Genomic DNA, 22,667 nt, shown 5'->3' with positions numbered 1-22,667 from the left:
ATTACATCAGAACTTCTTTACTTATCAATACATGTTGAAGATGAATGAGGTTAAGCGGTGCATAATTTATACAATCACTTCTTAAAATGACTAAACTTTTTCAGAAAAGATAGACACAAAGTCTAAGTTGAGTAGTCTAGTTTGTTTCTATTAAGCTTTCTTTATATGGGAAATTTCTTGTGACGTCGGGACTTTTTGAGGCACTGAAGGATGCTGATATTAACTTAAATGGTAACCCCCCCATTTTTAACGGAGGTAATAAGTAGAATCAGGCTATGTGCTGAATATGCTGCATCGGCGTGTAGCCATTTAACGCCATATCCGGACGCTCGTGATTATAAAACCATTGCCACCGCGTGGCATAGTCCTGCAATTCATCCAGTGAGGAAAACAGATACTGCCCCAGCCAGTCATAACGCACCGTCCGGTTATATCGCTCAGTATAAGCGTTCTGCTGAGGTTTTCCGGGCTGAATAAAGTGAAGCACTATATTCTGCCGTTCCGCCCATGACATCAGTAGCTTACCTGTGTATTCTGTCCCGTTATCACACCGGATGGCTGCTGGTTTTCCCTTCCATTCAATGCGTTGAGCCAGAGTCCTGACTACCCGACTTGCCGGCAGGGAAAAATCCACCTCAATGGCCAGTGCCTCACGATTAAAATCATCGATAACATTCAGTAAACGGACAGAACGACCATCCGACATCTGATCATGCATGAAGTCCATTGACCAGCATTCATTGCTGTTTTCAGGCACCGCCAGCGGTTCGGGCTTATCCCGCTTCAGTCGTTTTTTCGGCCTTATTCGCATATTCAGCGACAACCCGCAGTAAATTCGGTACACCCTTTTGTGGTTGAACCGGAAGCCTTTTACGTTACGCAGGTACAAAAAGCACAGGCCAAATCCCCGGTTGCGCTGGCTGTCAGTGATGCGAAGCAGCCAGCCGGCAATGACGGCATTTTCTTCATTCATCTGAGGCTGATAGCGATAGCAACTTTCGCTGACAACAAACAACTGGCAGGCAAAACGTATACTGACGCTTCGGCTTCTGACCGCGTCCTGTGCCATCTGCTTTCGGTGCGATGGCGTCACCACTTTTTTGCCATGGCCTCCTGAATGATTTCCGCTTTGAGGCGTTCTTCGGCATACATTTTTTTGAGGCGGCGGTTTTCGTCTTCCGGCTCTTTCAGGCAGGCCATCATGGAGGCATCCATCCCGCCATAGCGCGAGCGCCATTTGTAGAAGCTGGCACTGCTCATGCCGTGTTCGCGGCACAGTTCAGCCACTGGCGTTCCGGCCTCGGCTTGTTTCAGGATGGACATGATCTGGCTGTCAGTAAAACGTGATTTTTTCACAGGTATCTCCCCGGTTCAGATTACGAGAAAATTCTGCCTATCAACACACCGGATTTTCGGGGGGGATTACCATGGGAAAATACGGATCGCCACAGTAAACGTGCTCTGGATGGATGTTTGAAGGGATAAGGAATGAAGCAGCACACAAGGCGTGTTGTGCTGCTTATATTGGTTAAATAATTGAAAACCGGGCCTTTAAATGCGGATACATACTCATTTATGCGGCCAGAGACTAAGCCTTAAAGCCCGGTTTACCATTAGTTTGCCGCCACTCTTTTACTTCCTGAACAACGCCTTCTGGACTATCGTCTTTCCCATCCTCTGGGTAGAAGATAAGGTCGGAGCCTGATGGATGTTCAGCAAGTCGCCTAAACTCCCTGACTCGGCGATTATCAACCTCTTCTGTTGGCCCTTCTGCATTATAGATTTTACGAACTAAATCTAAAAATTCGCTTTCTGTATAATCAGATAATATTTTTTTATCACCCATATTATTTACTCTGCCTCGTTGAATGAATATCGATATGCCGCTTAGGTGAAGTTATTCCCATATTATCGACATTATAAACGTCCCCACCTTTACTTATTGGAATAATATGATGGATTTCATAGCGTTCTCTTCCTCCAGCACGATCCAGCTCTCGTGTGAAAGGAGAGCTTCCATTACGTATATGAATTTTGTTACTCCCCCTGAACTGGCTTGATAGCTCAGGATCTTTTGAAACTTCTAGCCAAAAAGCCTTGCGGAACTGGTCAAAATTCGCAAACGTTCGCCCACGCAGCCTGTCAGCAATCTGGCTTGGAACTGATGAACCATTACCTGTATTAGCATCCGACAACCATATACCGCTAACCTTCTGGCCTTTACCCGTTACCTGACCGGGATTGTTTCGCAGGTATATATAAATCGGTGGAATATCCGATATTGGCAGAATAAGAATATAATCCGCAAAATTCTTCTCTTCCGGTGCAGGGCTGGTAGTAGCCTCGATACTGGTGTTTTCCGGCAGCGGATCAACAACTACCGGGTTCGGTATCCTTACCGGATTCTGGTTGCCTGTATTTGAAGGAACATTGACACCTGAACTGTCTGGCGTCCAGATGATGGTAATACGCGGATCTTCCTCTGTGGTGAACGTATACGCTTTTCGGCTGCTGTCCCACTCCATTTTACGCACACGCACCATATCTTTACCCGGAGGTGTGTGCCATCCATGGAGAACCGGATTACCTTTATCATCTTGTTCCCATGTATAACGCACACGGCTTGGCGCTTCACGCATTTGCTCAAGTCTCATGCGATCAATAAAATCCTGCTCACCTTCATTGAGCTTGCCGGGATACATTCCTACCAGTAATGCAGCTAATGGCGCTCCGGGACCCGCTGCCGCTATTTCCCCTAACCTGCACGGCAGCATGAGCGCAAAAGGTTGTTGCTACGATAATGCGTGTGCGGAGAGCTTCTTCCACTCACTGAAAGTGGAATGTATCCACGGGGAGCGTTTTACCAACCGTGAAATTATGCGGACGACGGTGTTTAATTATATCGAGTGCGATTACAATCGATGGCGTCGGCACAGTGCCTGTGGCGGACTCAGTCCTGAACAATTTGAAAACCAGAACCTCGCTTAGGACCGTGTCCACATTACGTGGGTAGGATCATTTCACCACTAATTATGTCGGATGCCTATCCCATACAGCCGACAGCATTCTCATGCAAGGTTCACATGATTTGAGATCCTTTCAGTTCGATAATATGGAATGACCGTCCTGTATTCCTTACTTTCAAAATCTCCGATACCGGAAGTGGGCTGGCGCTTATTTCTGCGGGGAAGCTGGTGATGTTTATAAATTTTGCTGCGCTGTAAACTGGCTTAATGCCGGAGGTCTGCTGTCGCTATCGAAGTGGCTGGAGTCCCGATTGGTGGGCAGGATATTATTTGTTACAATCCATCGATACCTTTCACCCTGCAGGCTATATCCCTGTTAGCTGCGAACCGCACAGGTGCCTGTATATCCGGAGATTTATTTTCTTGCCGCCTTGATGTAATCGGGCATAGGTCACTCTGAAAACAAAGGGATTTTGAATGAGACAGACAATTAAACCGGCGCTGGTTCTGCTGCCACTGTTACTTAGCGGCTGCCAACAGTCAAAACAGGCGGAAACCACGCCGATGATGCTTGATGGTCAGGCGCAGCAAATCGCCGCGCTGATCGCGGGTACCGAATATCTGAAGTACCAATGTGGCCGTAGCGATCTGCCAACCAACGGGCAAATCGAACAGGCTGCCTACGCTGCGGCCCATCAGCGAGGCTGGCAACCACCAGCAGGCGTTGCCGCTCGCAGCAATATGCTTTATCAGCAGCTGTTAAAAGACAGCACACCGCAGGCTGCGCAGTGCGCCGAATTCCAACAATTGCTGCAACCTTTCCTTACCACGTTACGGAAGACATAATCAGCATCCACCAGCCAGAAAGCGCCAGGCAGGGGCCAAAAGGAAGCGGATCGTCACGACCGGCACGCCCCGTTAAACGCAGCAGCGCAACGGCGACGATCCCCAACATCGCAGCATACAATAAGATTACCGGCAGGCGCTGCCAGCCGCACCAGGCACCCAGTGCTGCCAGTAGTTTGAAATCACCATAGCCCAGCCCTTCCCTGCCGGTTGCCAGCTTAAATCCCCAATAGAGTAACCACAGGGATAAATAGCCAATGACTGCCCCCAGCACCGCATCGCTCAGTGGCACCAGCGCTCCATTTAAATTCACCAACAAACCCAGCCACAGCAACGGCAGCGTCAGAACATCCGGCAGCCACATATGTTGAATATCGATGGCGATGAGTGCGATCAGCAGCCAGGCACACAACGCCAAAGCCAGTGCCACTTCTCCCGGCGGCCAGATCAGCGCCACCCAGCCGCTGCTTAATGCGGCCGCCAGCTCTACCAGCGGATAACGGCAACCGATAGCTTGCCGACAGTGATGACACCGACCGCGCAGCCATAGCCAACTCACCAGCGGAATATTGTGATAAAACGCGATAGCACGCCGACAATGCGGGCAACAAGAACGGGGTAAAAACAGGTTAAAACGTACGGGCCAGTCATCTTGCTGCTGGGGTAAACCAAGTAATTCACGCGATTCACTCTGCGCCCGGCGGCGTAACATCACTGGCAGACGCCAGATCGCACAGTTCAGCACGCTACCGGCCAGTAACCCCGCCACGAACATGCCCATCAGCCACAAAGACACCGTCATGGTCGTTCCTCCCTGGCGCTACCGTCTTCATTGACTTCCCCGCTGGGCCAATCCTCCAGCGCATCCAGCACCACCACTCTTCCATGCCGTTCCAGTATCGTTACCTTCTGCTGGATTTGCGTTACGACGACACCGCAGGGCAAACTGCTCCCTTCCCGGTACTGCCGCCCATTGAGCGTAATGCTTCTCTGCTGCGGCTCTTGTGCATAAACATGTGCGCTGTAGCGCAACGGAGCTAGTGTCCCCTCTTCGCAGCGTTCAACCGACTTCAGCCGTGTCGAAACGGCAGGCGGAGCCGGGGATAAGACCGTGCAAGCCGGGGCGGGATGATAACCGTCCCATACGCCAGCCCCCTGCCAGCCCAAAACCAAAAACAGCAGGGCATATAGCACAAAAAGCCAACGGGGCTGGCGATAATTATCATTTATTTGCCTGGCCATATTCCAGCAACCTCTGTCTTCCGTGAACCGTCCTCTCCGGGGCTGGTAGCAACTTCAACGGCCTGTTGCCACTGTGCGGGCAAGGCTTCAGGCGCTCCTATACCGCCCCGAAAATGATAGTTCCCGCTCCGGTCCAGGCTCCCTTCACCAAATAATTTCAGCGGCGGTTGCTGTGGATGAAACGTAAACAATAGCCGTTGTGGTTCACAGCGTAATTGCAGCCGGGGTTCGCCCAGCGACGTTGTCTGCCCCAGAATAGATAGCTGCGCCTGCCGCCACTCCACGCTTGCAGTCAGCATCAGGCATTTACCGGCGTTGAAACTCGCATTATCCAGGGCCAGAACCAGATGGCCTTGCCCCTCCAGCGGTACGGCATAACCGAATATCGCAGGCAGCCTGCTAATCGGCAGTTGCCAGCGCCCCGTCGAAAGTTGCCAGTGCCTCAGCCACCCTACCGTGATTCTTCCTTCGCCAACTTCCCCTGCCGTTAGCGCCAGCCGTATGACCGGTAAACCATGATGCCAGCCCCATCGCCAGCTCAGATTACCCAGCAGTCGGTTTCTCCAGCGCAACTGCTCAGCCTTCCCTTGCCACAACGTGCCGGAGATGACCGTAAACTGAAGCCGATCTGAGGTGAATGGCGTCAGCAAACGTGCTGGCGCGCTCACCAGCAGGCAGACAACGTACAGCAGCAAAAACAGGCCGCCCCACCTTAACCAACGGCGCAATTATTGACGCCCCACGATCAACGACACGATTTGTACGCGACCATCCGCTGGAGAAGAGGCCTGCAACCCTAACTCCATCACGCGCACAGCGTACCGGCTTTCCAGTTTCTCAAGCCAGTTCAACAGATTAGTGCCATCGGCAACCGCTACTCTGACCTGCGCCTGACCTGCCTGCTCCGTCACACTTTGCAGCCCAATGGCGTACTCTTTTGCCGTGCTGTTTAATAATTGCCGCAAATCATGGACGCCTTGCGGCTGGGGCGTCAGATGTTGTAGCTGCTGCCATTGCAAACGCAGCTGCTGCAGCCGCTGCTGCCGATCGGCAATCGCTTGCTGTAAAGGCAGCCACGCTCCCTGCCAAAGACCAACAGCAAGCAATATGCCCAACAGAACCAGCAGCAGCCTGCGCTCACGTAAAGAGCGCTGCTGCCACGCAGCCGAGAGCATTTTCATTGTTCAGCCTCCCGCTGACTGAGCATTAACTGACCGTCCGGCCCGTCGTGCAAGTTAAAATGCGTCGACAATAACTGCCGGGCATCCTTTATCCGTAGCGTGTCTCCTGCCAGTTGCAATTGCAGTTGCGCAGGCGAGGGAGCGGAACGGTAGTGCAACCGCTGGATATTGACGCCTGGTGGTAACGCCGATAATGGCGTCAGCCAGAGGGCCAGACCCTTGTTGTCCTCTTGTTGCATCACCCGTCTTAGTGCAGCCTGCCAGCGTTGCTCCGGCTGGCCCGGAAAGAACTGGCGAAACTGCTGTGATAACTGTTGCTGCAACGCATCGCCTTGCTGTGCCAGTTGCCACCACACCGCCGCCTGCTGGCAAAAGAGCAACACCAGGACGGTCATGGCTACGATCAACGGCATACGCCATGGCCTTTTCGACGGGCGTTTTTTCCAGGAAAGTAATGAATCAGCCCGAAGTACATGGTATGCCAGCAGCGCCATCGGGTCCGGAGCCGGGCTGATTCGCCAGTGTTCCCCCTTCGGTGGTTCGCCATAGCAACGGACTTTTATCGGTTGTATATGGGTACGCTCCCAGGCGCGGAGCCAGAGCGGTAGCCAACTGCTCTCCACCTGCGCACCTTGCCAACGACCAGTACGCAGCAGCCAGCGATCCCCCCACTGCAATGCGGTTATCTCACCTTCAACCCACGGCAGCAGCAGGAGATCCGGTATCAGCTTATACAGCTGAATATCTGCGGCGATGAACGGAGCCAGCCACTGTGCCAGTTGAGATTGCGCCACTACCGCCACCCACAGCGTTTGCCCTGTGGAACCCAGCGGCATAATATTGACCTCTTCCAGGGGGCAGGCCAGCTGTTCTTCCAGCAGCCAGGGGAGCGCTCGTAACCCTGCGGCATTATGTCGCCCCGGCAACTGGACGCTATACAGACCCACGGCAGCGCCGGGGACCAGCAGGCAAATCTTGTCTTGTAAATAGCGCGCGGCCAATTCGCCGAGAGCCGCTGGTTCAATCTCCCCCGCAGCCGCATCGACTTGACCATCGGCGCAAATACGCTGCCATAGCATCTTTGCCTGACAATCTGCCCCACAATGCAACACCAAATAGTGCTGTACCTGCGCATCCATATTCATCCCTCTTCTATTTCCCAATAGCGCCGCAGAACTTTCGTTTGCCCGCCGCTACGCTGTAACAGGCTGTATTGCCGATAATTGGTATCAGCCATACGGACAACCACGCGCAGGCTAAAAAAAGCGCTATTCAGGCCCAGATAGCGCCGTTGACTGCCCAGCGCAGGCATTTCCGCCAGGAAGGATTCCAGCGTCTCCCAGCCAGCAGATGGTCTTCGTGCTAACCCCTGGCGGATAGCTGCTTCATTCGTTCCTTCCGCTAACGCCGCCAGCAGCGGCCACTGCGCGGGAGCCAACGTGTTGATATTGATCTTCATGCCAGCCTCAGGCAGCGCACACACCAGCGGGCGTAGCCGCTGCAATAACGCAGCATTGATGCCTCGTAGCTGACGCAGCTCGCTCACGTTCTGCAAACGCTGCCCGGCGGTCAGCCAGGGAGAGTGAAATGAAGCATATTCAGCGTCTTCCGCCCCGCCGTCACGGGGCAGATTGTCTTCATCCAGCCAGTCAGCCAGCGCGGCACCGATCTGCTGCGCCTGCCCCGTTTCCTCTCCCAGTAGCACCAGCAGGCGGGTAAAAATACGTTGTGCTTCTTCGTCGCCGGTGACGGCATTTAAATTAAAACAGGCTTGCGCATCGATAAGCTGCGCCTGTAGCTCCGTCTCTTCCAGAGGAAAACGTTGACCACTGGTCGCCCAGCGTTGGGCAAGATGTGTATGCTGCGTATCATCGCGAGCGTCCAGGACCAGCAGGGCCATAGCGAAAGTTTCTGCTGCGGCTGCATACCATTTCCCCTGCAACCGCTGGTGCAATTGCACGCTGTACTGATAGCTGAAAAACCAGCGTTCGGTCACTACGGCCGCCAGTGATGCCATCATCGCTAATAACATCAGTACCACCAGCAACGCCATACCTCGCTGTTTCATCATGCCTCCGGCAACAGGAAACGGCGCACGATCGTTCCGCCTTCTGCCAGCTTCAACGCTACTTCAATCGCTTCAGGTAAGCCTTTGTTGTCCTGCCACTGCCGCGACCAGTTTCCTTGTTGCCAGTAGCGTACTCGTAACCCACTGACCCCGGTTAACAGGCGCTGACGATGAGGCTGCGTGCCTTCGGGGACATCGGGATAATCAAAGTACTCACGTATCAGATAGCCTGCCGACAGCCGGTAACCAACCCGCTGGAGCACCGAACGCGGTAGCCAGTCCCCTGGATTTGGCCAACCGCCGTGGGTAAATACCAGACTGTCGTTATCGCCACGCCCCTCGGTCGCCAGCAAAGGAGCGCCTGAGAAGGAGCCGCTCCCGCGAACCGGGCGGGGCAGCATGGCGAAAGCGTCACGTTCTAACAGAACGAATGCATGCTGGATTTGTGCCAGCCGTTGGCTATGGCGGACAGAAAACTGCTCCAGTTTCAGGCTCTGTAACAGCAGGCGATTTGCCATCAGGCTTAACAGAGCAAATACCGCCAGCGCCAGCAGCATTTCCAGTAAGGTAAAGCCCGCGCTGCGCCGTTTCATGGCCGCATCACATAGCTACGCAGCACCGTCAGCGGCGTGCCGCCCGCCTGCCAGGGCGTGGCCGACACCTCCACCTCCAGCGCCCGCAGTTCCGGCAATTCGCCTTCGACCCCGCGCCAGCGCCAGTACCAGGTGCGCCCGGCCTGCTCACTGCTGCCCTGCGTCCAGGCCAGCGGCGGCCAGACAGATTGCAGGCGTAGTTCCACCATCTGGTTTTCGGCTACCCAATCGGCGTAGGTTTTATCCGCCAGCCGTCCGGGCCCTAATGCCAGATGCCCCAGGCTTTGCAGCAGAGCCAGCGCCGCCAGGGAAAAGATCGCCAGCGCCACCAGGACTTCCAGCAGCGTCATGCCCCTATAGTTTTTCATCGATCTTATTATCGGTATGTATCCCACCCTCATCGTCCATTACGATCTCGGCCATCAGTTGTCCGGCAGAAAAATAGCGCAGGCGGAATGGCATGATTTCGCCCCCCGGCAGCAACAGCACCTGGGGAACGCCGTCTTCTGCTTCCGGCCCCGGCTGTATGAGCTGCAAATGCCATCCGGCGGGCAACGTCTGCGCCCCGGCGCCATGCGGTAATGAGAGGTTCTGCCAGCCTTGCGCCTGCCAGCGCCGCAGCTGCCAGCGATCGCGCTGCACCACCAGCCCATAGGCGCGCCCCTCCAGCGCGGCCTGATAAGTTAATCGCTGTAGCCGCTCCGCCAGGCGCTGGCTCTCCTGCGCGGCCCGGTAGGTGGCGTTCGGCATCTGGCTAACCACCATCGAAGCGCCCAACCCCAGCAATAGCAGAACCAGCATCATCTCAAGCAGCGTAAACCCACGCTGCCTGCCGCTGACAATCATCAGAAGTCCTGATCCCAGTTACCAATATCGTCCTCTGTTCCCGCTTCGTCATCCGGCCCGACAGAAAAGATATCTACCCTCCCATGCTCCCCAGGAACACGTAGCCTGTAGCTATGACCCCAGGGATCTTTCGGCAAACGGCGCACGTAGCCATCTTCCGGATAGCTGCGCGGTACGGGAGGAACAGATGGTCTGGCAACCAGCGCCGCCAGCCCCTGCTCCGTGGTGGGATAGCGATTATTATCCAGCCGATACATATCCAGCGCGCTTTCCAGCGCCACGATATCGCTGAAGGCCTTTTGGCGATCCGCCTTGTCTTTATTTCCCATCAAATTGGGTACTACCAGGCTCGCCAGAATGCCGAGAATAACAATCACCACCATGATTTCCAGCAGGGTAAAACCGGCCTGACCCTTCTTTTTTAGTACGTTTTGTTGCATCGCATTTACCTCTGAGGACTTACAGCGTCATCATATTGTTCAGTTGTAAAATAGGTTGCAGAATAGCCAGTACGATAAACAGCACCACCGCCGCCATCGCCACCACCAGCAGCGGTTCAAACAGGCTGAAAAACAGCGTGATACGGGCAGTAAACTGGCGATCCTGATTGTCGGCGGCGCGCAGTAACATATCGCCAAGTTCACCGCTGCGTTCACCCGCAGCGATCATGTGCCGCATCATGGGTGGAAACAGCGCGGTCTGTTCTAACGCCTGCTGTAAACTACCGCCTTCGCGCACGCGATCTCCTGCGGCGCTTAGCAGCTGGCTGGCCTGTAAATTACTGAGTACCAGAGCGCTAATTTGCATGGCTTGTAGCAAAGGCACGCCGCTGTGATAGAGAATGCTCAGCGTGCGAGCGTAGCGCGCGGTGTTCATCTCTTTGATTAAACGGCCAATGCCTGGCAGCGCCAGCAAATGTCGATGCCAGGCCAGACGATAAGCCGGGCGATGCAGTAGCCACCGAGCCGACAGGCCCACGCAGATAGCCAGCAACAAAACCCAGAGGCCAAGCTGGCGAACCCCGTCACTTGCCGCCATCAGCAGACGAGTACTCAGCGGCAAGGCTTGTTTCATATGGATAAATTGCTCTATTACCTTCGGTACTACGGCGCTGAGTAAGGTCATCACGACTCCTGACGCGACCAGCGTCAGCAACAATGGATAAACCAGCGCCTGGGTTAAACGACTCTTCATCTGTTGCCGCTGCTCGGCGTAGTCCGCCAGGCGGTTAAGCACCTCATCAAGCTGGCCTGACGCTTCTCCCGCAGCCACCATGGCGCAATACAGCGTGCCAAAGGTGCGCGGATGTTCCCGTAATGCATCGGCCAGCGTGTAGCCTTCAATCACCCGCAGGCGGACGGCTTGCAATACCTGAACCGCACGCCTGTCTTCACTCTGCTGCATCACCGCATGCAGTACCTCCGCCAGCGGCAACCCGGCGGCAACCATTGTCGCCAGCTGGCGCATGACCAACGCTAACGCATTACCGCTTATGGCTACGCGGCGTCCCCCCGACAGTAACGGGAGCGAAATGCGCTCGCGCATTGCCATGACCAGCAGACCCTGCTCGCGTAAAACCTTTGCCGCGTGGCGTTCCGACTCAGCTTCGATCCTGCCCCGCTGTTTTCTTCCTCTGGCATCCCGCGCCTGATAATCAAACCGTGCCATCTCAACTGCTCCGTGTCACACGCGTCACCTCTTCCAGCGAGGTCACTCCCGCCAGAACCAGGGCCAGCCCGCATTGAAACAGGGTAGCGCCTTGTAAACGCTGCTCCAGCAGCGCTTCGCTTTCACCGCGTTGGATAGCGTCACGCAGGGCATCGTCGAGGCGCAATAATTCATGGATCGCCGTACGACCACGGTAGCCGCTGCCATTACAGGCAGGACAACCGACTGCGCGATAAATATGGCTGCCCACGGGTAGCGGCTGCCCCTTCTTAACTATCCAGGGTTGACGGCAGACCGGACACAGCACGCGAACCAGGCGCTGAGCCAGTACGGCCAACAGCGAGGTAGCCAACAAAAAGGGTTCAATCCCCATATCTTGCAGGCGAGTAACCGCTCCGGCTGCGCTGTTGGTATGCAGCGTTGAAAGCACCAGATGACCGGTCAGCGAAGCCTGTACCGCAATCTCAGCCGTTTCGCCATCGCGTATTTCCCCGACCATCACCACATCCGGGTCCTGACGCAAAATGGCTCGCAGCCCGCGCGCAAAGGTCATATCCACCTTACTGTTAACCTGGGTTTGCCCAATGCCGGGCAGGTCGTATTCGATGGGATCTTCTACCGTCAGGATGTTGCGTTCTTTATTGTTAAGCTGGCTTAGCCCCGCATACAGAGTTGTGCTCTTACCGGAACCGGTGGGGCCAGTGACCAGAATAATGCCGTGCGGTTGCGCCAGTAGCGCGCTAACCTGCTGACACAACAGGGGCGGCATACCTAAAGCCGCCAGCTCCAGCGGAACGCTGTTTTTATCCAGCAGGCGCAATACCACCCGTTCACCGTGGTTAGCTGGCAACGTAGAGACGCGCACGTCGATTGCCCGGCCGCCAAGGCGCAGAGCGATGCGCCCGTCCTGAGGGATTCGTTTTTCGGCAATATCCAGCCGTGCCATAACTTTGATGCGTGATACCAATAAAGCCGCCAGCCGACGCTGCGGTTGCAGGATTTCACGCAATACGCCGTCAATGCGAAAACGAATGCTGAGGTAGCGTTCAAAGGTTTCAATATGCACATCGGAGGCCCCCTCTTTGATCGCTTCGCTCAGCATGGCGTTGATCAGGCGAATAATTGGCGCACCATCGTCGCTATCCAGCAGATCGCCCTGTTCCGGCAGCTCCTCTGCCAGGGCATAAAAATCCAGCTCATTACCCAGCTCGGCCATCATGCGCCGCACCTGGGTGGAGTCCTGCTGGTAACAGGTCGCTAATTGTTGTTCGAAGGCCGCGCCATCCAGTTCCTGCACCTGCAAAGGTGTGGCGGCGATACGCCGGGCCTCCTGCAGGGCTATGGCCGTTACGTCGTCGCGGCACCACAACAGTGTTTCACCCTGTGGATTACGCGTCAGTAATACGCCATGGCTGCTGGCAAAGGCGGCGGAAAGCAAAGGCTCCATGATTTACCTCACCAAACTTTGCGTGCTGTAAAACAGGGCGATGGCGCTGCGTACTTCATTGAAACCCTGCCCTGATTGCCGTAACTCCGGCAGTGATAAAGGCTCTCCGGCATCGCTATTCCACAGTTTGCTTTCGCTGGCTCTTTGCTCGCTATCGCGTTTGAAATGCTGGTATTTTTCGGCCGATGCACCGTCGTAATGCTGTTGATCGCGAATGATAGTCGGGCGGATAAACAGCATCAGGTTGCGTTTTTCGCGGCTTTTGCTCTTAGACTTGAACAAATTTCCCAGCAACGGAATATCGCCCAGCAGCGGCACCTTGCTGTCGCTTTCGCGGCTGCTGTGATCCAGCAATCCCCCAACCACCACGGTAGAACCGCTGACTACCAGCACCGCATTATTCACCGTGCGGGTATTGAAGGTAGCTCCCAGCGCCGCGTTGGTGCTGTTCGCGCTATCCGCCACGCTGGATACCTCTTGCTCAATCTCCAGCATCACCGAATCGCCTTCGTTGATTTGCGGTTTTACTTTCAGCTTGATGCCGACCGTTTTACGCTCAACGGTATTGAAAATATTGTCGCCGGAGGTAGTTTGTGAGCCGGTCAGGACCGGTACTTCCTGCCCAACGTTGAAAGTGGCCTCTTTGTTGTCAAGGGTGACAATGCTGGGGGTGGCCAGGATATCGTTCTGGCTGTCGCTGGATAACGCGGTCAACAGCATGGCCCAGTTGCCAGAGTAGAACCCAGCGGCAATGCCGTTGAAGGAGGCCAGTGCGCGGGTCAGGCTAGCGGTAGCCGTACCCTCTTGCTGGAACTGCTGTCCTGCCGCCGCCAGCGTGGCGAGCGGCAGGCCGGTATTAGTGAACTGGGTGGCCCCGGCGTATTTGTTGCCCCACTGAATACCCAGGTTAAGTCCATCGGCATTTTGTACTTCCGCAATAATCGCCTCTACCAGTACCTGCGGACGCCTGATATCCAGACGGGCAATCACCTGCTCCAGTTCGTTCATCACATCTGGAGCGGCGTTGACGATCAGCGAGTTGGTCTGAGGATCGGCCTGAATCATCGTGTCTTTGACCGAAGCCGCGCTGCTTTTGGCAGCCGGTTGCCCCTTTTCCAGCTCGCTACTGATACCATTTAACACCGCAGAAAGCTTCTCGGCATTGGCGTATTTCAGGTAGATGACCTGCGTATTGCCCCGTCTCGCCTGAGGTTTATCCAACTGGCGCACCATAGCAGCCATCCTTTGCTGCATTTTGGCATCACCGGCGATCAACACAGCATTCGTGCGCTCATCCGCCACAATACGCCCCGCCGGCGCCGCGCCTTTGTCGCCTTCCTGCGCCATTTGCGTGACCAGACGCGCCACTTCCGCCGCCGAGGCATGTTGCAGCGCCAGCGTCTGTACCGAGCGATTGCCGGCCCTGTCCACACGTTCGATAATCTGCATCAGGCGGTTAATTACCGCCGCCCTACCGGTAAGCAACAGCACGTTGGAGGGATCGTAATGCACCACATTTCCCACACCGGCGTTATCATTCAGCTGGCGTAATAACGGGGCTAGATCACGGGCGGTTACGTTGTGCAGCGGAGCAACCCGCGTGACAACTTCATCGCCGCGCGCCGTCGCGCTGTCATCCACTACCGGTACTGAAGCGCTCTTGGCATCCTTAGATTTCACCACCTTCAGCACGCCATTATCCATTGGCACTACGGCAAATCCGTAAACATCCAGCACGCTGAGGAAAAACTGGTAATACCGCTCTTCATTTAGCATGTCGTAGCTACGCACGGTAATGGTGCCGCGCACGCTGGGATCGATAATTACCGTTTTATTGAGATTTTTACTGACGGTGTTGATGAACTCCTGCACCTCAACCCCTTTAAAGCTGGCCGAAAACTCCGCCCCTTGCGAGGGAAGCGCCAGACAGAGCGCGCACATCAGCACACAACAAAAATGCCTCATGGCGTCCCTCCATCAAGTGAAACCGTAATTTCGTGGCGCTCTCCTTCACGCTCGACGGTAACCGTAATCGCGGTCAACTGCGGCAATTGCCGCAGAATTTGCTGCGCCTGCTGGTTATCCCGTAGATCGGTGCCATTTATCGCTACAGCCAGATCGTTAGGTTTAAATCCCAAATTGCCGAACAGCGCGGGTTGGCGGCCGGGATTAATGCGGTAACCGAGCAAGGCGCGGCTTTCATCACGCACCGGCGACACGCTTAAATAATCGAAAATCTGCTGCGGCTGGCGTATCACGCTGGCCGCCAGGCTGTTAGCAACCAGCGCTGAGCTATGCGCCTCCTGCGAATAACTCAGCAGCCGCAAGCCACCCGGTTCCGCTAATATCACGCCTTCAGCATTGATTTTCTGCACGCGTACTCCGCTAATTGGCAACGTGTCGCCTTCGCCGTAGCTCGCCTGTTTACCTTGATAAAAGATCACCGCCAGCGCCGAGCGCGCATCGGTACTCGCCAATAGCCCGGTCAACTTCAAAGGAAGAGTCGTCATAGCCTGAGCGGTTGCGTTGCGCGTCGTCGGGGTGCCAAACAAGTCATTGCGCCCGGTCTTCTGAGCAACCTGCGGCGGCGCAGAAGGCGCTGTAACCCGCAGGCTGCTAGTTTCGGCTGGCAGTAATAACCAACTGATTGATGCCAATAGCCAGGCAGCAACCAGCAGCAACGCCCCGTTTAATAAATTCAGGCATCCCGTTTGCCAGGGCACAATAATAGTCATAATTCGCGGTCGCAGAATCATAAGCCCAGCAAATAATAGTGGGATTTATTTATTTTAAAAACAAATGAATTACAAAGAGAAACTATTTCTTCCATTATTCATCCCTGCCTTTATTTTTCATTTTGTTGCATCACCAAAATAGTATTACGCTATTTCACCCGGCAAAAAAGCTTATTAAATAGCAAAATGTGAAGGCAGTCTCAAATTACAAAGGTATTTATTTCACGCTGTAAAAAAATAATGCAATATTCTGTGCAAATGTGATTAGGCTCATAATTAACGTACAAATAAAAATTATCCCGCTGCTGATCCTTATCACAATATTCAACTATCTCGTTGATATTTATACCTCTACCCTATGGAGTTATTACTATGACCTTTAAGAGAAAGTCGCTACTCATATTCGGTGGCTTGTTAGCCGCCAACCTGTCTGGATGTAACGATCACGATAATAATTCACACAAAAAGCATCAGGCAGATTTAGAAAGCAGGACTATTCCAATAATTAGCGTACACGACCTTCAGTTTAAAGATTTAAATAAAAACGGCCAGCTTGAACCTTATGAAGACTGGCGTCTTGATAGCGCCACTCGCGCCGAAGACCTGACCACACGGATGACCGTGGAAGAAAAAGCTGGGGCCATGATGCATGGTACTATTACGCTGAATAATGCAGGCCGCGTTGATGTTAATGCCGCTGAAGAAGACGTTAACCAACGTTTCGTCAATACATTTATTACCCGTATGGCCGGTGACCCACAGCATATTTCTGCTGACAATAATGCCCTGCAGGAGATGGCTGAGAAAAACCGTTTGGGTATTCCGATAACCATCAGCACCGATCCACGCAACCACTTTGTTAACGATCCTGGCGCCACCAGCGTGGCGGCAGGCAGCTTTTCACAATGGCCAGAGCCGTTAGGTATGGCGGCAATTGGTGATGCTGCCCTGATCAAAACCTTTGGGGATATCGCTCGTCAGGAATATCGTGCAGTGGGGATCCACATGGCGCTGTCACCGCAAGCAGATCTGGCGACAGAACCGCGGTGGGGTCGAATTAACGGGACCTTTGGCGAGGACAATCAGCTGGCCAAACGAATGGTGCAAGCCTATATCGAAGGGTTCCAGAATGGCGATCGGGGATTGATTCCCGGCAGCGTTATTACCGTCGTCAAACACTTTGCCGGTGGTGGCCCACAGCTCAACGGGTTAGATCCGCATAACGCTTTTGGTAAAGAACAGACTTACCCCGGAGATAACCTGGAGTATCACCTGGTGCCGTTTGAAGGCGCCTTTGCCGCTAAGGCGGCTTCGGTAATGCCTTATTACGGCCAGCCGATCGGCCTGTGGTACAAAGACCAACTGATTGAAGAGGTCGGCTTTGGCTATAACAAGCAGATACTGAGCGATATGCTGCGCGGTCGCTTCGGCTTTACCGGCGTAATACTAAGCGACTGGGGTATCCTGGAAAGCTGTGAAGGTAAATGCGCCTCTGGTATCAGCGATGCCGATATCGCCGCCGGATTATCACCCTGGATTGCCGGCATCGGTATGTCGTGGGGAGTGGAAAACCTCACTCGTCAGGAGCGCGTAGTGAAAGCCATAGAAGCGGGTATCGATCAGTTTGGCGGCACGACCGATTCCAGCGATCTGATTGCCGCGATTAACCAGCAGCAGCTGCCTCGCGCCACCATCGACGCCTCCGTCAAGCGTATTCTGCAACAGAAATTTGACCTGGGCTTATTTGAAAAACCCTATGTGGATGAGACGCAGGCGGTAAAAATCGTTGGCAGCGGTGAATTCCAGCAGAAAGGCGATGACGCCCAGCGTCGTTCGCAGATCTTACTGCAAAATAATAATTCGCTATTACCTCTGACGTTAAACGGCAAAAAAGTGTTCCTGCATAATGTTAACGCCACCGTAGCCGCGCGCTATGGTCTGGAAGTGGTCGCCACGCCAGCAGAAGCGGAAATTGCCATTCTGCGTGTGGATACGCCGCACCAGAACGACCCACACTATCCGTTTGGCTCAGTTAATTTTGGTCAGTTGGGTTTTGATGACGCTGAAACCGTGGTAATGGATAATAAATCCGGGACTTACAGCGGCAGTGAAGATTATCAGTTGATCAAACAGGTGAAGGCGCTCAACATCCCGACGGTGATTTCGGTTTATCTCGATCGCCCGGCGATCCTGACCAATATCGTTGATAAGACCGATGTACTGCTGGCTAACTTCGGTGCCTCCGATGAGGCGGTACTGGATGTAATCGCCGGTAAGAGCAAGGCACAGGGCAAATTACCGTTCGAGTTGCCATCCAGCTGGCAGGCGGTGCTGGATCAGAAAGAAGACGTGGCGCACGATTCTGTCGATCCGCTGTTCCCAATTGGAGCGGGTATTTTATAATTTGCTCAAGTTGGCTCCGCTACCTGGCGGGGCCTGTCGCGCAAAACCCTGCCCTCAACGTAGCCGTTACGATTACCGTCAAAGGCGATTTCAGTCAGAAAGCCAAATTTAAGCAGCCCGTTTAAGAAAACTTAAGCGGGCTTTTTGCCGGTGCAAGGCACTGAAAACGCCATGCTGGAACCGGAAGAACGTTTATAATCGCTAATAACGCCCGATCTGGCCGCTTATTATCGCAAGCAGGTCGGACGCTCAAAACGCACCGCTCACGCCAGTTTTAAAGATCGCGATCTTTCAGCGCGTTCTGTCGATCGTAGTATTCATATTCGGCGGCAATAATTTCATCGAGCAGTGAATTTACGTCGGCTTTATGCGTATCTTCAGCAAATTGTCCGCTCAGAATGGTTTCCGCAGTTAATTTACCTTCTTCATACAGCGCCCAAATCTCTTTTGCGTAACGCGTCTTCAGCAGCTGCGGCGCAAACCGACCGTAGTATTCAGTCATATTGTTCACATCACGCTCGAAAATCGATTCGGCATGGTTGTTCGCCGCAGCATCCACGGCCTGCGGCAGATCGATAATCACCGGTCCTTCGGCATCCATCAGCACGTTAAATTCCGATAAATCCCCGTGCACAATACCGGCGCACAGCATCCGCACGATACTGCGGATCATAGTATCGAAATCGGTCAGGGCTTGCTCTTCCGTCAGCACCACCTCGCTCAGACGCGGCGCAACCATGCCGTCAGCGCCGACGATCAGTTCCATTAGCAGCACGCCATCCAGGAACATATGCGGCTGCGGCACGCGCACGCCGGCATTTGCCAGTAAAAATAGCGCATCAACTTCTGCCGTCTGCCAGGATTTTTCCTGCTGTTGGCGTCCGAACTTTGAGCCTTTTTGCATGGCACGCGCGTGGCGGCTGTTACGGACTTTGCGCCCTTCCTGATACTGCACTGCCTGTTTGAAACTACGCTGTGTCGCTTCTTTGTAAACTTTGGCGCAGCGTATCTCTTCACCGCATAGCACGGTATAAACATCGGCTTCTTTACCGCTTTTCAGGCGGCGGACCACAGTATCGACCAGGCCGTCGTCTACCAGCGGTTGGATTCTATTTGGAATTTTCATGCAGCCTTGTACCTTATTTCGGCGCAAGAGAGAACTCTCTGAGCATTATTTTACAGAATGCGCCTTTGCTATTACATCGTCCGTTATCCTGCTTAGCAAACTAAACGTTTTTTGCCTGGCTGAACGTTATGGCGTCGTCTGTTACAAACATGTCACATATCTCCCCTTCCGTTCTTCCATGGCCATGACATACTAACTTTACCCGCGTCACCACCGGCACGCCCGGAAGAAGGAGAACTAATGAACAATGACGCTACCAGCCACGGATTAACGCCCGGACAGGCGCTTGATAAACTCGAATCCCTTTTTGATGATGCAGTACAAGCGCTGCGCGCTGCCATCAGCACCTATACGCAAGGAGGCGCTTTGCCCGATACCCTCGCACGGGAGGCAGGCTTATTTGTCTATCCTGAGTTGCGGGTTAGCTGGGACGGCACGACCACAAAAACTAATAAAACCAGGGCCTACGCGCGCTTTACGCATTCCGGCAGCTATACGACAACCATCACCCGCCCTTCACTCTTTCGCGCTTATCTCACCGAACAACTTTCGCTGCTGTACGAAGATTACGGCGCCCGGATTGACGTTGGCCCGTCGCAGCATGAAATCCCTTACCCGTATGTGATCGACGGCTCCAGCCTGTCGCTGGACAGGTCGATGAGCGCGGATTTAGCCCGCCACTTTCCCACCACCGAACTGGCACAAATTGGCGACGAGACGGCAGACGGCCTGTTTCACCCAACGGAGTTTTATCCGCTTTCCCATTTTGATGCGCGCCGCGTGGATTTTTCACTGGCTCGCCTGCGGCATTATACCGGCACTCCGGTTGAACATTTCCAGTCGTTCATTCTGTTTACCAACTACACCCGCTATGTGGATGAGTTTGTGCGCTGGGGCTGTCAGCAAATCCTCGATCCGGAAAGCCCGTATGTGGCGCTTTCCTGCGCCGGTGGTGCCTGGCTGACCGCCGATACAGAAGCGCCGGAAGAGGCGATTTCAGATCTGGCGTGGAAGAAGCATCAGATGCCCGCCTGGCATTTAGTTGATGCGCAAGGCAGCGGCATCACCCTGATTAATATCGGCGTGGGGCCATCGAACGCCAAAACCATCTGCGATCACCTGGCGGTACTGCGCCCGGATGCCTGGTTAATGATTGGGCACTGCGGCGGGCTGCGTGAAAGCCAGTCTATTGGCGATTATGTTCTGGCGCACGCCTATCTGCGCGACGACCACGTTCTGGATGCCGTGCTGCCGCCGGACATTCCTATCCCAAGCATCGCAGAAGTGCAGCGCGCCCTTTACGACGCCACCAAGGTGGTAAGCGGCATGCCGGGGGAAGAGGTCAAGCAGCGTCTGCGCACCGGCACAGTCGTTACCACAGACGACAGAAACTGGGAGCTACGCTACTCCGCTTCGGCACTGCGTTTTAACCTGAGCCGCGCGGTAGCTATCGACATGGAAAGCGCGACCATTGCCGCTCAGGGTTATCGCTTCCGCGTGCCGTACGGCACGTTGCTGTGCGTGTCAGATAAGCCGCTTCATGGCGAGATCAAGCTTCCGGGCCAGGCCAACCGCTTTTACGAAGGGGCGATTTCCGAGCATTTGCAGATTGGCATTTGTGCCATCGATTTATTACGTGCCGAAGGCGAGCGCCTGCATTCGCGCAAGCTGCGCACCTTTAACGAACCGCCTTTCCGTTAATAAAAAAGGAATTGCAATGCAACCAACTTCTCCGCTGTCTGCCCTGCGTAATCTTCTGAAGAACCGCGAGCTTGACGGCATGCTGATACCCCGCGCCGATGCGCATCAAAGCGAAGACTGCGCGCCGCATGACAACAAGCTTGAGTTTATTAGCGGCTTCACCGGTTCTGCGGGCCTGGCATTGATCCTGGCCGACCGCGCCCTGCTTTTTGTGGATGGGCGCTATCAGGTGCAGGCTCGCCATCAGGTAAATCTCGACGAATTTGAAATCCATCATCTTCACGATGAACCAGTTTATCTGTGGCTACGCGACAACCTGCCCGCCGGTAAGCGCATCGCTTTCGAGCCGCTGTTAATGGTAAACAGCCAGTACGAAAACCTGCGCACCAGCGGTTGTGACCTGGTCGCCGTCAATGACGATCCGCTTAATGAGATCTGGCCGAATCGCCCGGCGGCGCCTTGTGGGACCATAACGGTCATGCCTGATGAAATCAGCGGTGAATCCACGGCCAACAAACGCCAGCGCGTTGCGGCGACGCTTGTTGCAGCGGGCGCTGATTATCTTGCGCTCACCCTGCCGGATAACATCGCCTGGCTGCTGAACGTGCGCGGCTCGGATATCGCCATGAACCCGGTGCCCCACTCTTTTGCGCTGATGAAAAACGACGGCGGCATTGAGTGGTTCGTTGCCCGCGAGAAAGTAAATCAGTTAAGCGACGAGAATTTGGCCCCGGTAACCCTCGCCAGCCCAGAAGATTTCCTGCGCCGCTGTGAAGAGATCGCCGCAGGCAAACGTATCTGGCTTGACGGGGACTGTGCGCCGGTTGCGGCACGCTTTGCGGTTGAAGCTGGCGGAGGCAGCGTTCTCTGGCAGCCAGACCCGATAACGCTAATGAAAGCCAATAAGAATGAGGCTGAACTGGCCGGCTATCGCGCAAGCCATATTGATGACGGTGCAGCCTGGGTGAACTTTCTCGCCTGGCTGAGCCACGAGGTTCCGCTGCGCGAAGCGGCGGGCAATCCGATTACCGAACTTGAAGCGCAGGAAAAGCAGCTGGCTTTCCGCAAACTTTGTGACAATTTCCAGCAGCAAAGTTTCAGCACTATATCCGCTGCGGGCAGCAATGCCGCCATGTGTCACTACCATTCCGCGCCTGGAACCAATAACGCCATTACCGGCAGCGAGTTCTACCTCAACGATTCCGGCGGCCAGTACGCGAACGGCACGACCGATGCCACGCGCACGCTGAGCTTCGGGCCGGTTGATGCACAGCGTCGCCTGCATTATACGGCGGTGCTGAAGGGCTTTCTGGCGCTGATTACTCTGCAATTCCCACAGGGAACGCAGGGCCACCAGCTTGATGCTTTTGCTCGTCGTCCGCTGTGGGAGCTGGGGCTGGATTACGACCACGGCACCGGGCACGGCGTCGGTCATAATCTGCTAATCCATGAGAACCCGCACCGTTTAGCGAAGAAAGTGAACCCGTGGCCGCTGCTGCCGGGCAACATCATCACCATCGAACCGGGCTATTATCTGGACGGAAGTCACGGGATCCGCATAGAAAACCAGGTAGAAGTGGTAGCCGCACAGCCGGGCTTCTGCAAATTTGCATCCCTGACGCTGATCCCTGTCGATCTCAGCGCCGTGGATCTGGCGTTGCTAAATGAGCAAGAGATCGCCTGGCTGGATAACTATCATCTGTGGGTGCGTGAGACGCTTTCGCCGCGAGTGAGTAGCGAAGCACGTCCGTGGCTGTTTGAAGCAACCGCAGCCGTGCGCGCCCACATGGCTGGCTAAAAGTTAAAAGGGCCGATAAAAACGGCCCTTTTCAGAGATTTGCTGCA

General features: G+C 54.6%; 22 protein-coding genes and 3 pseudogenes. 6 read left to right on the top strand and 19 right to left on the bottom strand.

The features are described from left to right. Positions 1-228: 228 nt before the first annotated feature. Positions 229-438, top strand: a pseudogene (locus E2L00_RS22055) (hypothetical protein); the annotation flags it as partial. On the opposite strand, the pseudogene E2L00_RS01890 reads toward E2L00_RS22055, so the two are convergent. The 4 genes and pseudogenes from E2L00_RS01890 to E2L00_RS01880 form a co-directional block, all read right to left on the bottom strand. Beyond that, positions 350-1,069 (bottom strand): annotated as a pseudogene (locus E2L00_RS01890) (IS3 family transposase); the annotation flags it as partial. The pseudogenes E2L00_RS22055 and E2L00_RS01890 overlap by 89 nt on opposite strands. A 20-nt stretch (positions 1,070-1,089) precedes the next feature. Then, positions 1,090-1,356, bottom strand: coding sequence for a transposase (locus E2L00_RS22050; RefSeq protein ID WP_476695793.1), 267 nt, complete (start codon positions 1,354-1,356; stop codon positions 1,090-1,092). Positions 1,357-1,588: 232 nt separating this feature from the next. After that, on the bottom strand, positions 1,589-1,846 hold the full coding sequence (locus tag E2L00_RS01885) for a bacteriocin immunity protein (protein WP_167606197.1): 258 nt from the start codon (positions 1,844-1,846) through the stop codon (positions 1,589-1,591). 1 nt (position 1,847) lies between these two features. Beyond that, positions 1,848-2,702 carry an S-type pyocin domain-containing protein gene (locus tag E2L00_RS01880; RefSeq protein WP_236127649.1) on the bottom strand — a complete coding sequence of 285 codons (855 nt, stop codon included), beginning with the start codon at positions 2,700-2,702 and terminating at the stop codon, positions 1,848-1,850. A 55-nt stretch (positions 2,703-2,757) separates the two neighbouring features. Between E2L00_RS01880 and E2L00_RS01875 the strand changes: the two are divergent. Both E2L00_RS01875 and gspS read left to right on the top strand, forming a co-directional pair. Next, a pseudogene (locus tag E2L00_RS01875) lies at positions 2,758-2,988 on the top strand (IS3 family transposase); the annotation flags it as partial. A gap of 455 nt (positions 2,989-3,443) precedes the next feature. Then, positions 3,444-3,812: a type II secretion system pilot lipoprotein GspS gene (gene gspS / locus E2L00_RS01870; RefSeq protein ID WP_167606191.1), complete on the top strand. Its 369-nt coding sequence runs from the start codon at positions 3,444-3,446 to the stop codon at positions 3,810-3,812. Here gspS and E2L00_RS01865 read toward each other — a convergent pair. From E2L00_RS01865 to gspC, 14 genes are read right to left on the bottom strand one after another with little or no spacing between them, the layout of a single operon-like run. After that, positions 3,790-4,614 carry a prepilin peptidase gene (locus E2L00_RS01865; protein ID WP_167606189.1) on the bottom strand — a complete coding sequence of 275 codons (825 nt, stop codon included), beginning with the start codon at positions 4,612-4,614 and terminating at the stop codon, positions 3,790-3,792. The genes gspS and E2L00_RS01865 overlap by 23 nt on opposite strands. Further along, positions 4,611-5,054 (bottom strand): type II secretion system assembly factor GspB, encoded by a 444-nt coding sequence (gspB, locus tag E2L00_RS21895; RefSeq protein WP_167606187.1) that lies wholly within the window; start codon positions 5,052-5,054, stop codon positions 4,611-4,613. The genes E2L00_RS01865 and gspB overlap by 4 nt, the downstream gene beginning before the upstream one ends. Beyond that, positions 5,039-5,782 carry a type II secretion system protein N gene (locus E2L00_RS01855; RefSeq protein ID WP_167606185.1) on the bottom strand — a complete coding sequence of 248 codons (744 nt, stop codon included), beginning with the start codon at positions 5,780-5,782 and terminating at the stop codon, positions 5,039-5,041. The genes gspB and E2L00_RS01855 overlap by 16 nt, the downstream gene beginning before the upstream one ends. Continuing rightward, entirely contained in the window at positions 5,783-6,235 is a 453-nt protein-coding gene (gspM, locus tag E2L00_RS01850; RefSeq protein ID WP_167606183.1) for a type II secretion system protein GspM, read from the bottom strand. Further along, positions 6,232-7,374: a type II secretion system protein GspL gene (gene gspL, locus E2L00_RS01845; RefSeq protein ID WP_167606181.1), complete on the bottom strand. Its 1,143-nt coding sequence runs from the start codon at positions 7,372-7,374 to the stop codon at positions 6,232-6,234. Before gspL ends, gspM begins: the two co-directional genes overlap by 4 nt. A gap of 2 nt (positions 7,375-7,376) precedes the next feature. Next, positions 7,377-8,306 carry a type II secretion system minor pseudopilin GspK gene (gene gspK / locus E2L00_RS01840; RefSeq protein ID WP_167606179.1) on the bottom strand — a complete coding sequence of 310 codons (930 nt, stop codon included), beginning with the start codon at positions 8,304-8,306 and terminating at the stop codon, positions 7,377-7,379. Continuing rightward, complete coding sequence (gspJ, locus tag E2L00_RS01835) at positions 8,303-8,896, bottom strand: type II secretion system minor pseudopilin GspJ (protein WP_167606176.1); 594 nt, start codon at positions 8,894-8,896, stop codon at positions 8,303-8,305. The genes gspK and gspJ overlap by 4 nt, the downstream gene beginning before the upstream one ends. Further along, positions 8,893-9,264: a type II secretion system minor pseudopilin GspI gene (gene gspI / locus E2L00_RS01830; RefSeq protein WP_167606174.1), complete on the bottom strand. Its 372-nt coding sequence runs from the start codon at positions 9,262-9,264 to the stop codon at positions 8,893-8,895. The genes gspJ and gspI overlap by 4 nt, the downstream gene beginning before the upstream one ends. Further along, a complete protein-coding gene (gene gspH / locus E2L00_RS01825; RefSeq protein WP_167606172.1) occupies positions 9,251-9,742 on the bottom strand; it encodes a type II secretion system minor pseudopilin GspH in 492 nt (163 codons plus the stop codon). The genes gspI and gspH overlap by 14 nt, the downstream gene beginning before the upstream one ends. After that, on the bottom strand, positions 9,742-10,182 hold the full coding sequence (gene gspG / locus E2L00_RS01820) for a type II secretion system major pseudopilin GspG (protein WP_167606170.1): 441 nt from the start codon (positions 10,180-10,182) through the stop codon (positions 9,742-9,744). The genes gspH and gspG overlap by 1 nt, the downstream gene beginning before the upstream one ends. Positions 10,183-10,201: 19 nt before the next feature. Beyond that, a complete protein-coding gene (gspF, locus tag E2L00_RS01815) occupies positions 10,202-11,410 on the bottom strand; it encodes a type II secretion system inner membrane protein GspF (protein WP_167606167.1) in 1,209 nt (402 codons plus the stop codon). 1 nt (position 11,411) lies between these two features. Further along, positions 11,412-12,857: a type II secretion system ATPase GspE gene (gspE, locus tag E2L00_RS01810; protein ID WP_167606164.1), complete on the bottom strand. Its 1,446-nt coding sequence runs from the start codon at positions 12,855-12,857 to the stop codon at positions 11,412-11,414. A 3-nt stretch (positions 12,858-12,860) separates the two neighbouring features. Next, positions 12,861-14,822: a type II secretion system secretin GspD gene (gene gspD / locus E2L00_RS01805; protein ID WP_167606162.1), complete on the bottom strand. Its 1,962-nt coding sequence runs from the start codon at positions 14,820-14,822 to the stop codon at positions 12,861-12,863. After that, complete coding sequence (gene gspC / locus E2L00_RS01800; protein ID WP_167606159.1) at positions 14,819-15,592, bottom strand: type II secretion system protein GspC; 774 nt, start codon at positions 15,590-15,592, stop codon at positions 14,819-14,821. Before gspC ends, gspD begins: the two co-directional genes overlap by 4 nt. Positions 15,593-15,964: 372 nt before the next feature. On the opposite strand from gspC, the gene E2L00_RS01795 reads away from it, so the two are divergent. After that, complete coding sequence (locus tag E2L00_RS01795; RefSeq protein WP_167606156.1) at positions 15,965-17,995, top strand: glycoside hydrolase family 3 protein; 2,031 nt, start codon at positions 15,965-15,967, stop codon at positions 17,993-17,995. A gap of 274 nt (positions 17,996-18,269) precedes the next feature. Here the strand turns inward: E2L00_RS01795 and E2L00_RS01790 are convergent, their stop codons facing one another. Beyond that, positions 18,270-19,121 (bottom strand): PA4780 family RIO1-like protein kinase, encoded by an 852-nt coding sequence (locus E2L00_RS01790; protein WP_167606153.1) that lies wholly within the window; start codon positions 19,119-19,121, stop codon positions 18,270-18,272. A 240-nt stretch (positions 19,122-19,361) separates the two neighbouring features. Here E2L00_RS01790 and E2L00_RS01785 point away from each other — a divergent pair, with 240 nt between their 5' ends. Beyond that, positions 19,362-20,822, top strand: coding sequence for an AMP nucleosidase (locus E2L00_RS01785; protein ID WP_167606151.1), 1,461 nt, complete (start codon positions 19,362-19,364; stop codon positions 20,820-20,822). A gap of 16 nt (positions 20,823-20,838) precedes the next feature. After that, on the top strand, positions 20,839-22,620 hold the full coding sequence (locus tag E2L00_RS01780; protein WP_167606148.1) for an aminopeptidase P family protein: 1,782 nt from the start codon (positions 20,839-20,841) through the stop codon (positions 22,618-22,620). Positions 22,621-22,667: the final 47 nt, after the last annotated feature.

The sequence above is a fragment of the Cedecea colo genome (assembly GCF_011808225.1).
GTDB classification, from domain to species: Bacteria; Pseudomonadota; Gammaproteobacteria; order Enterobacterales; family Enterobacteriaceae; genus Dryocola; species Dryocola colo.
Note: the sequence above shows the minus strand (reverse complement) of the source record. Positions and strands in the feature narration are given on the sequence as shown.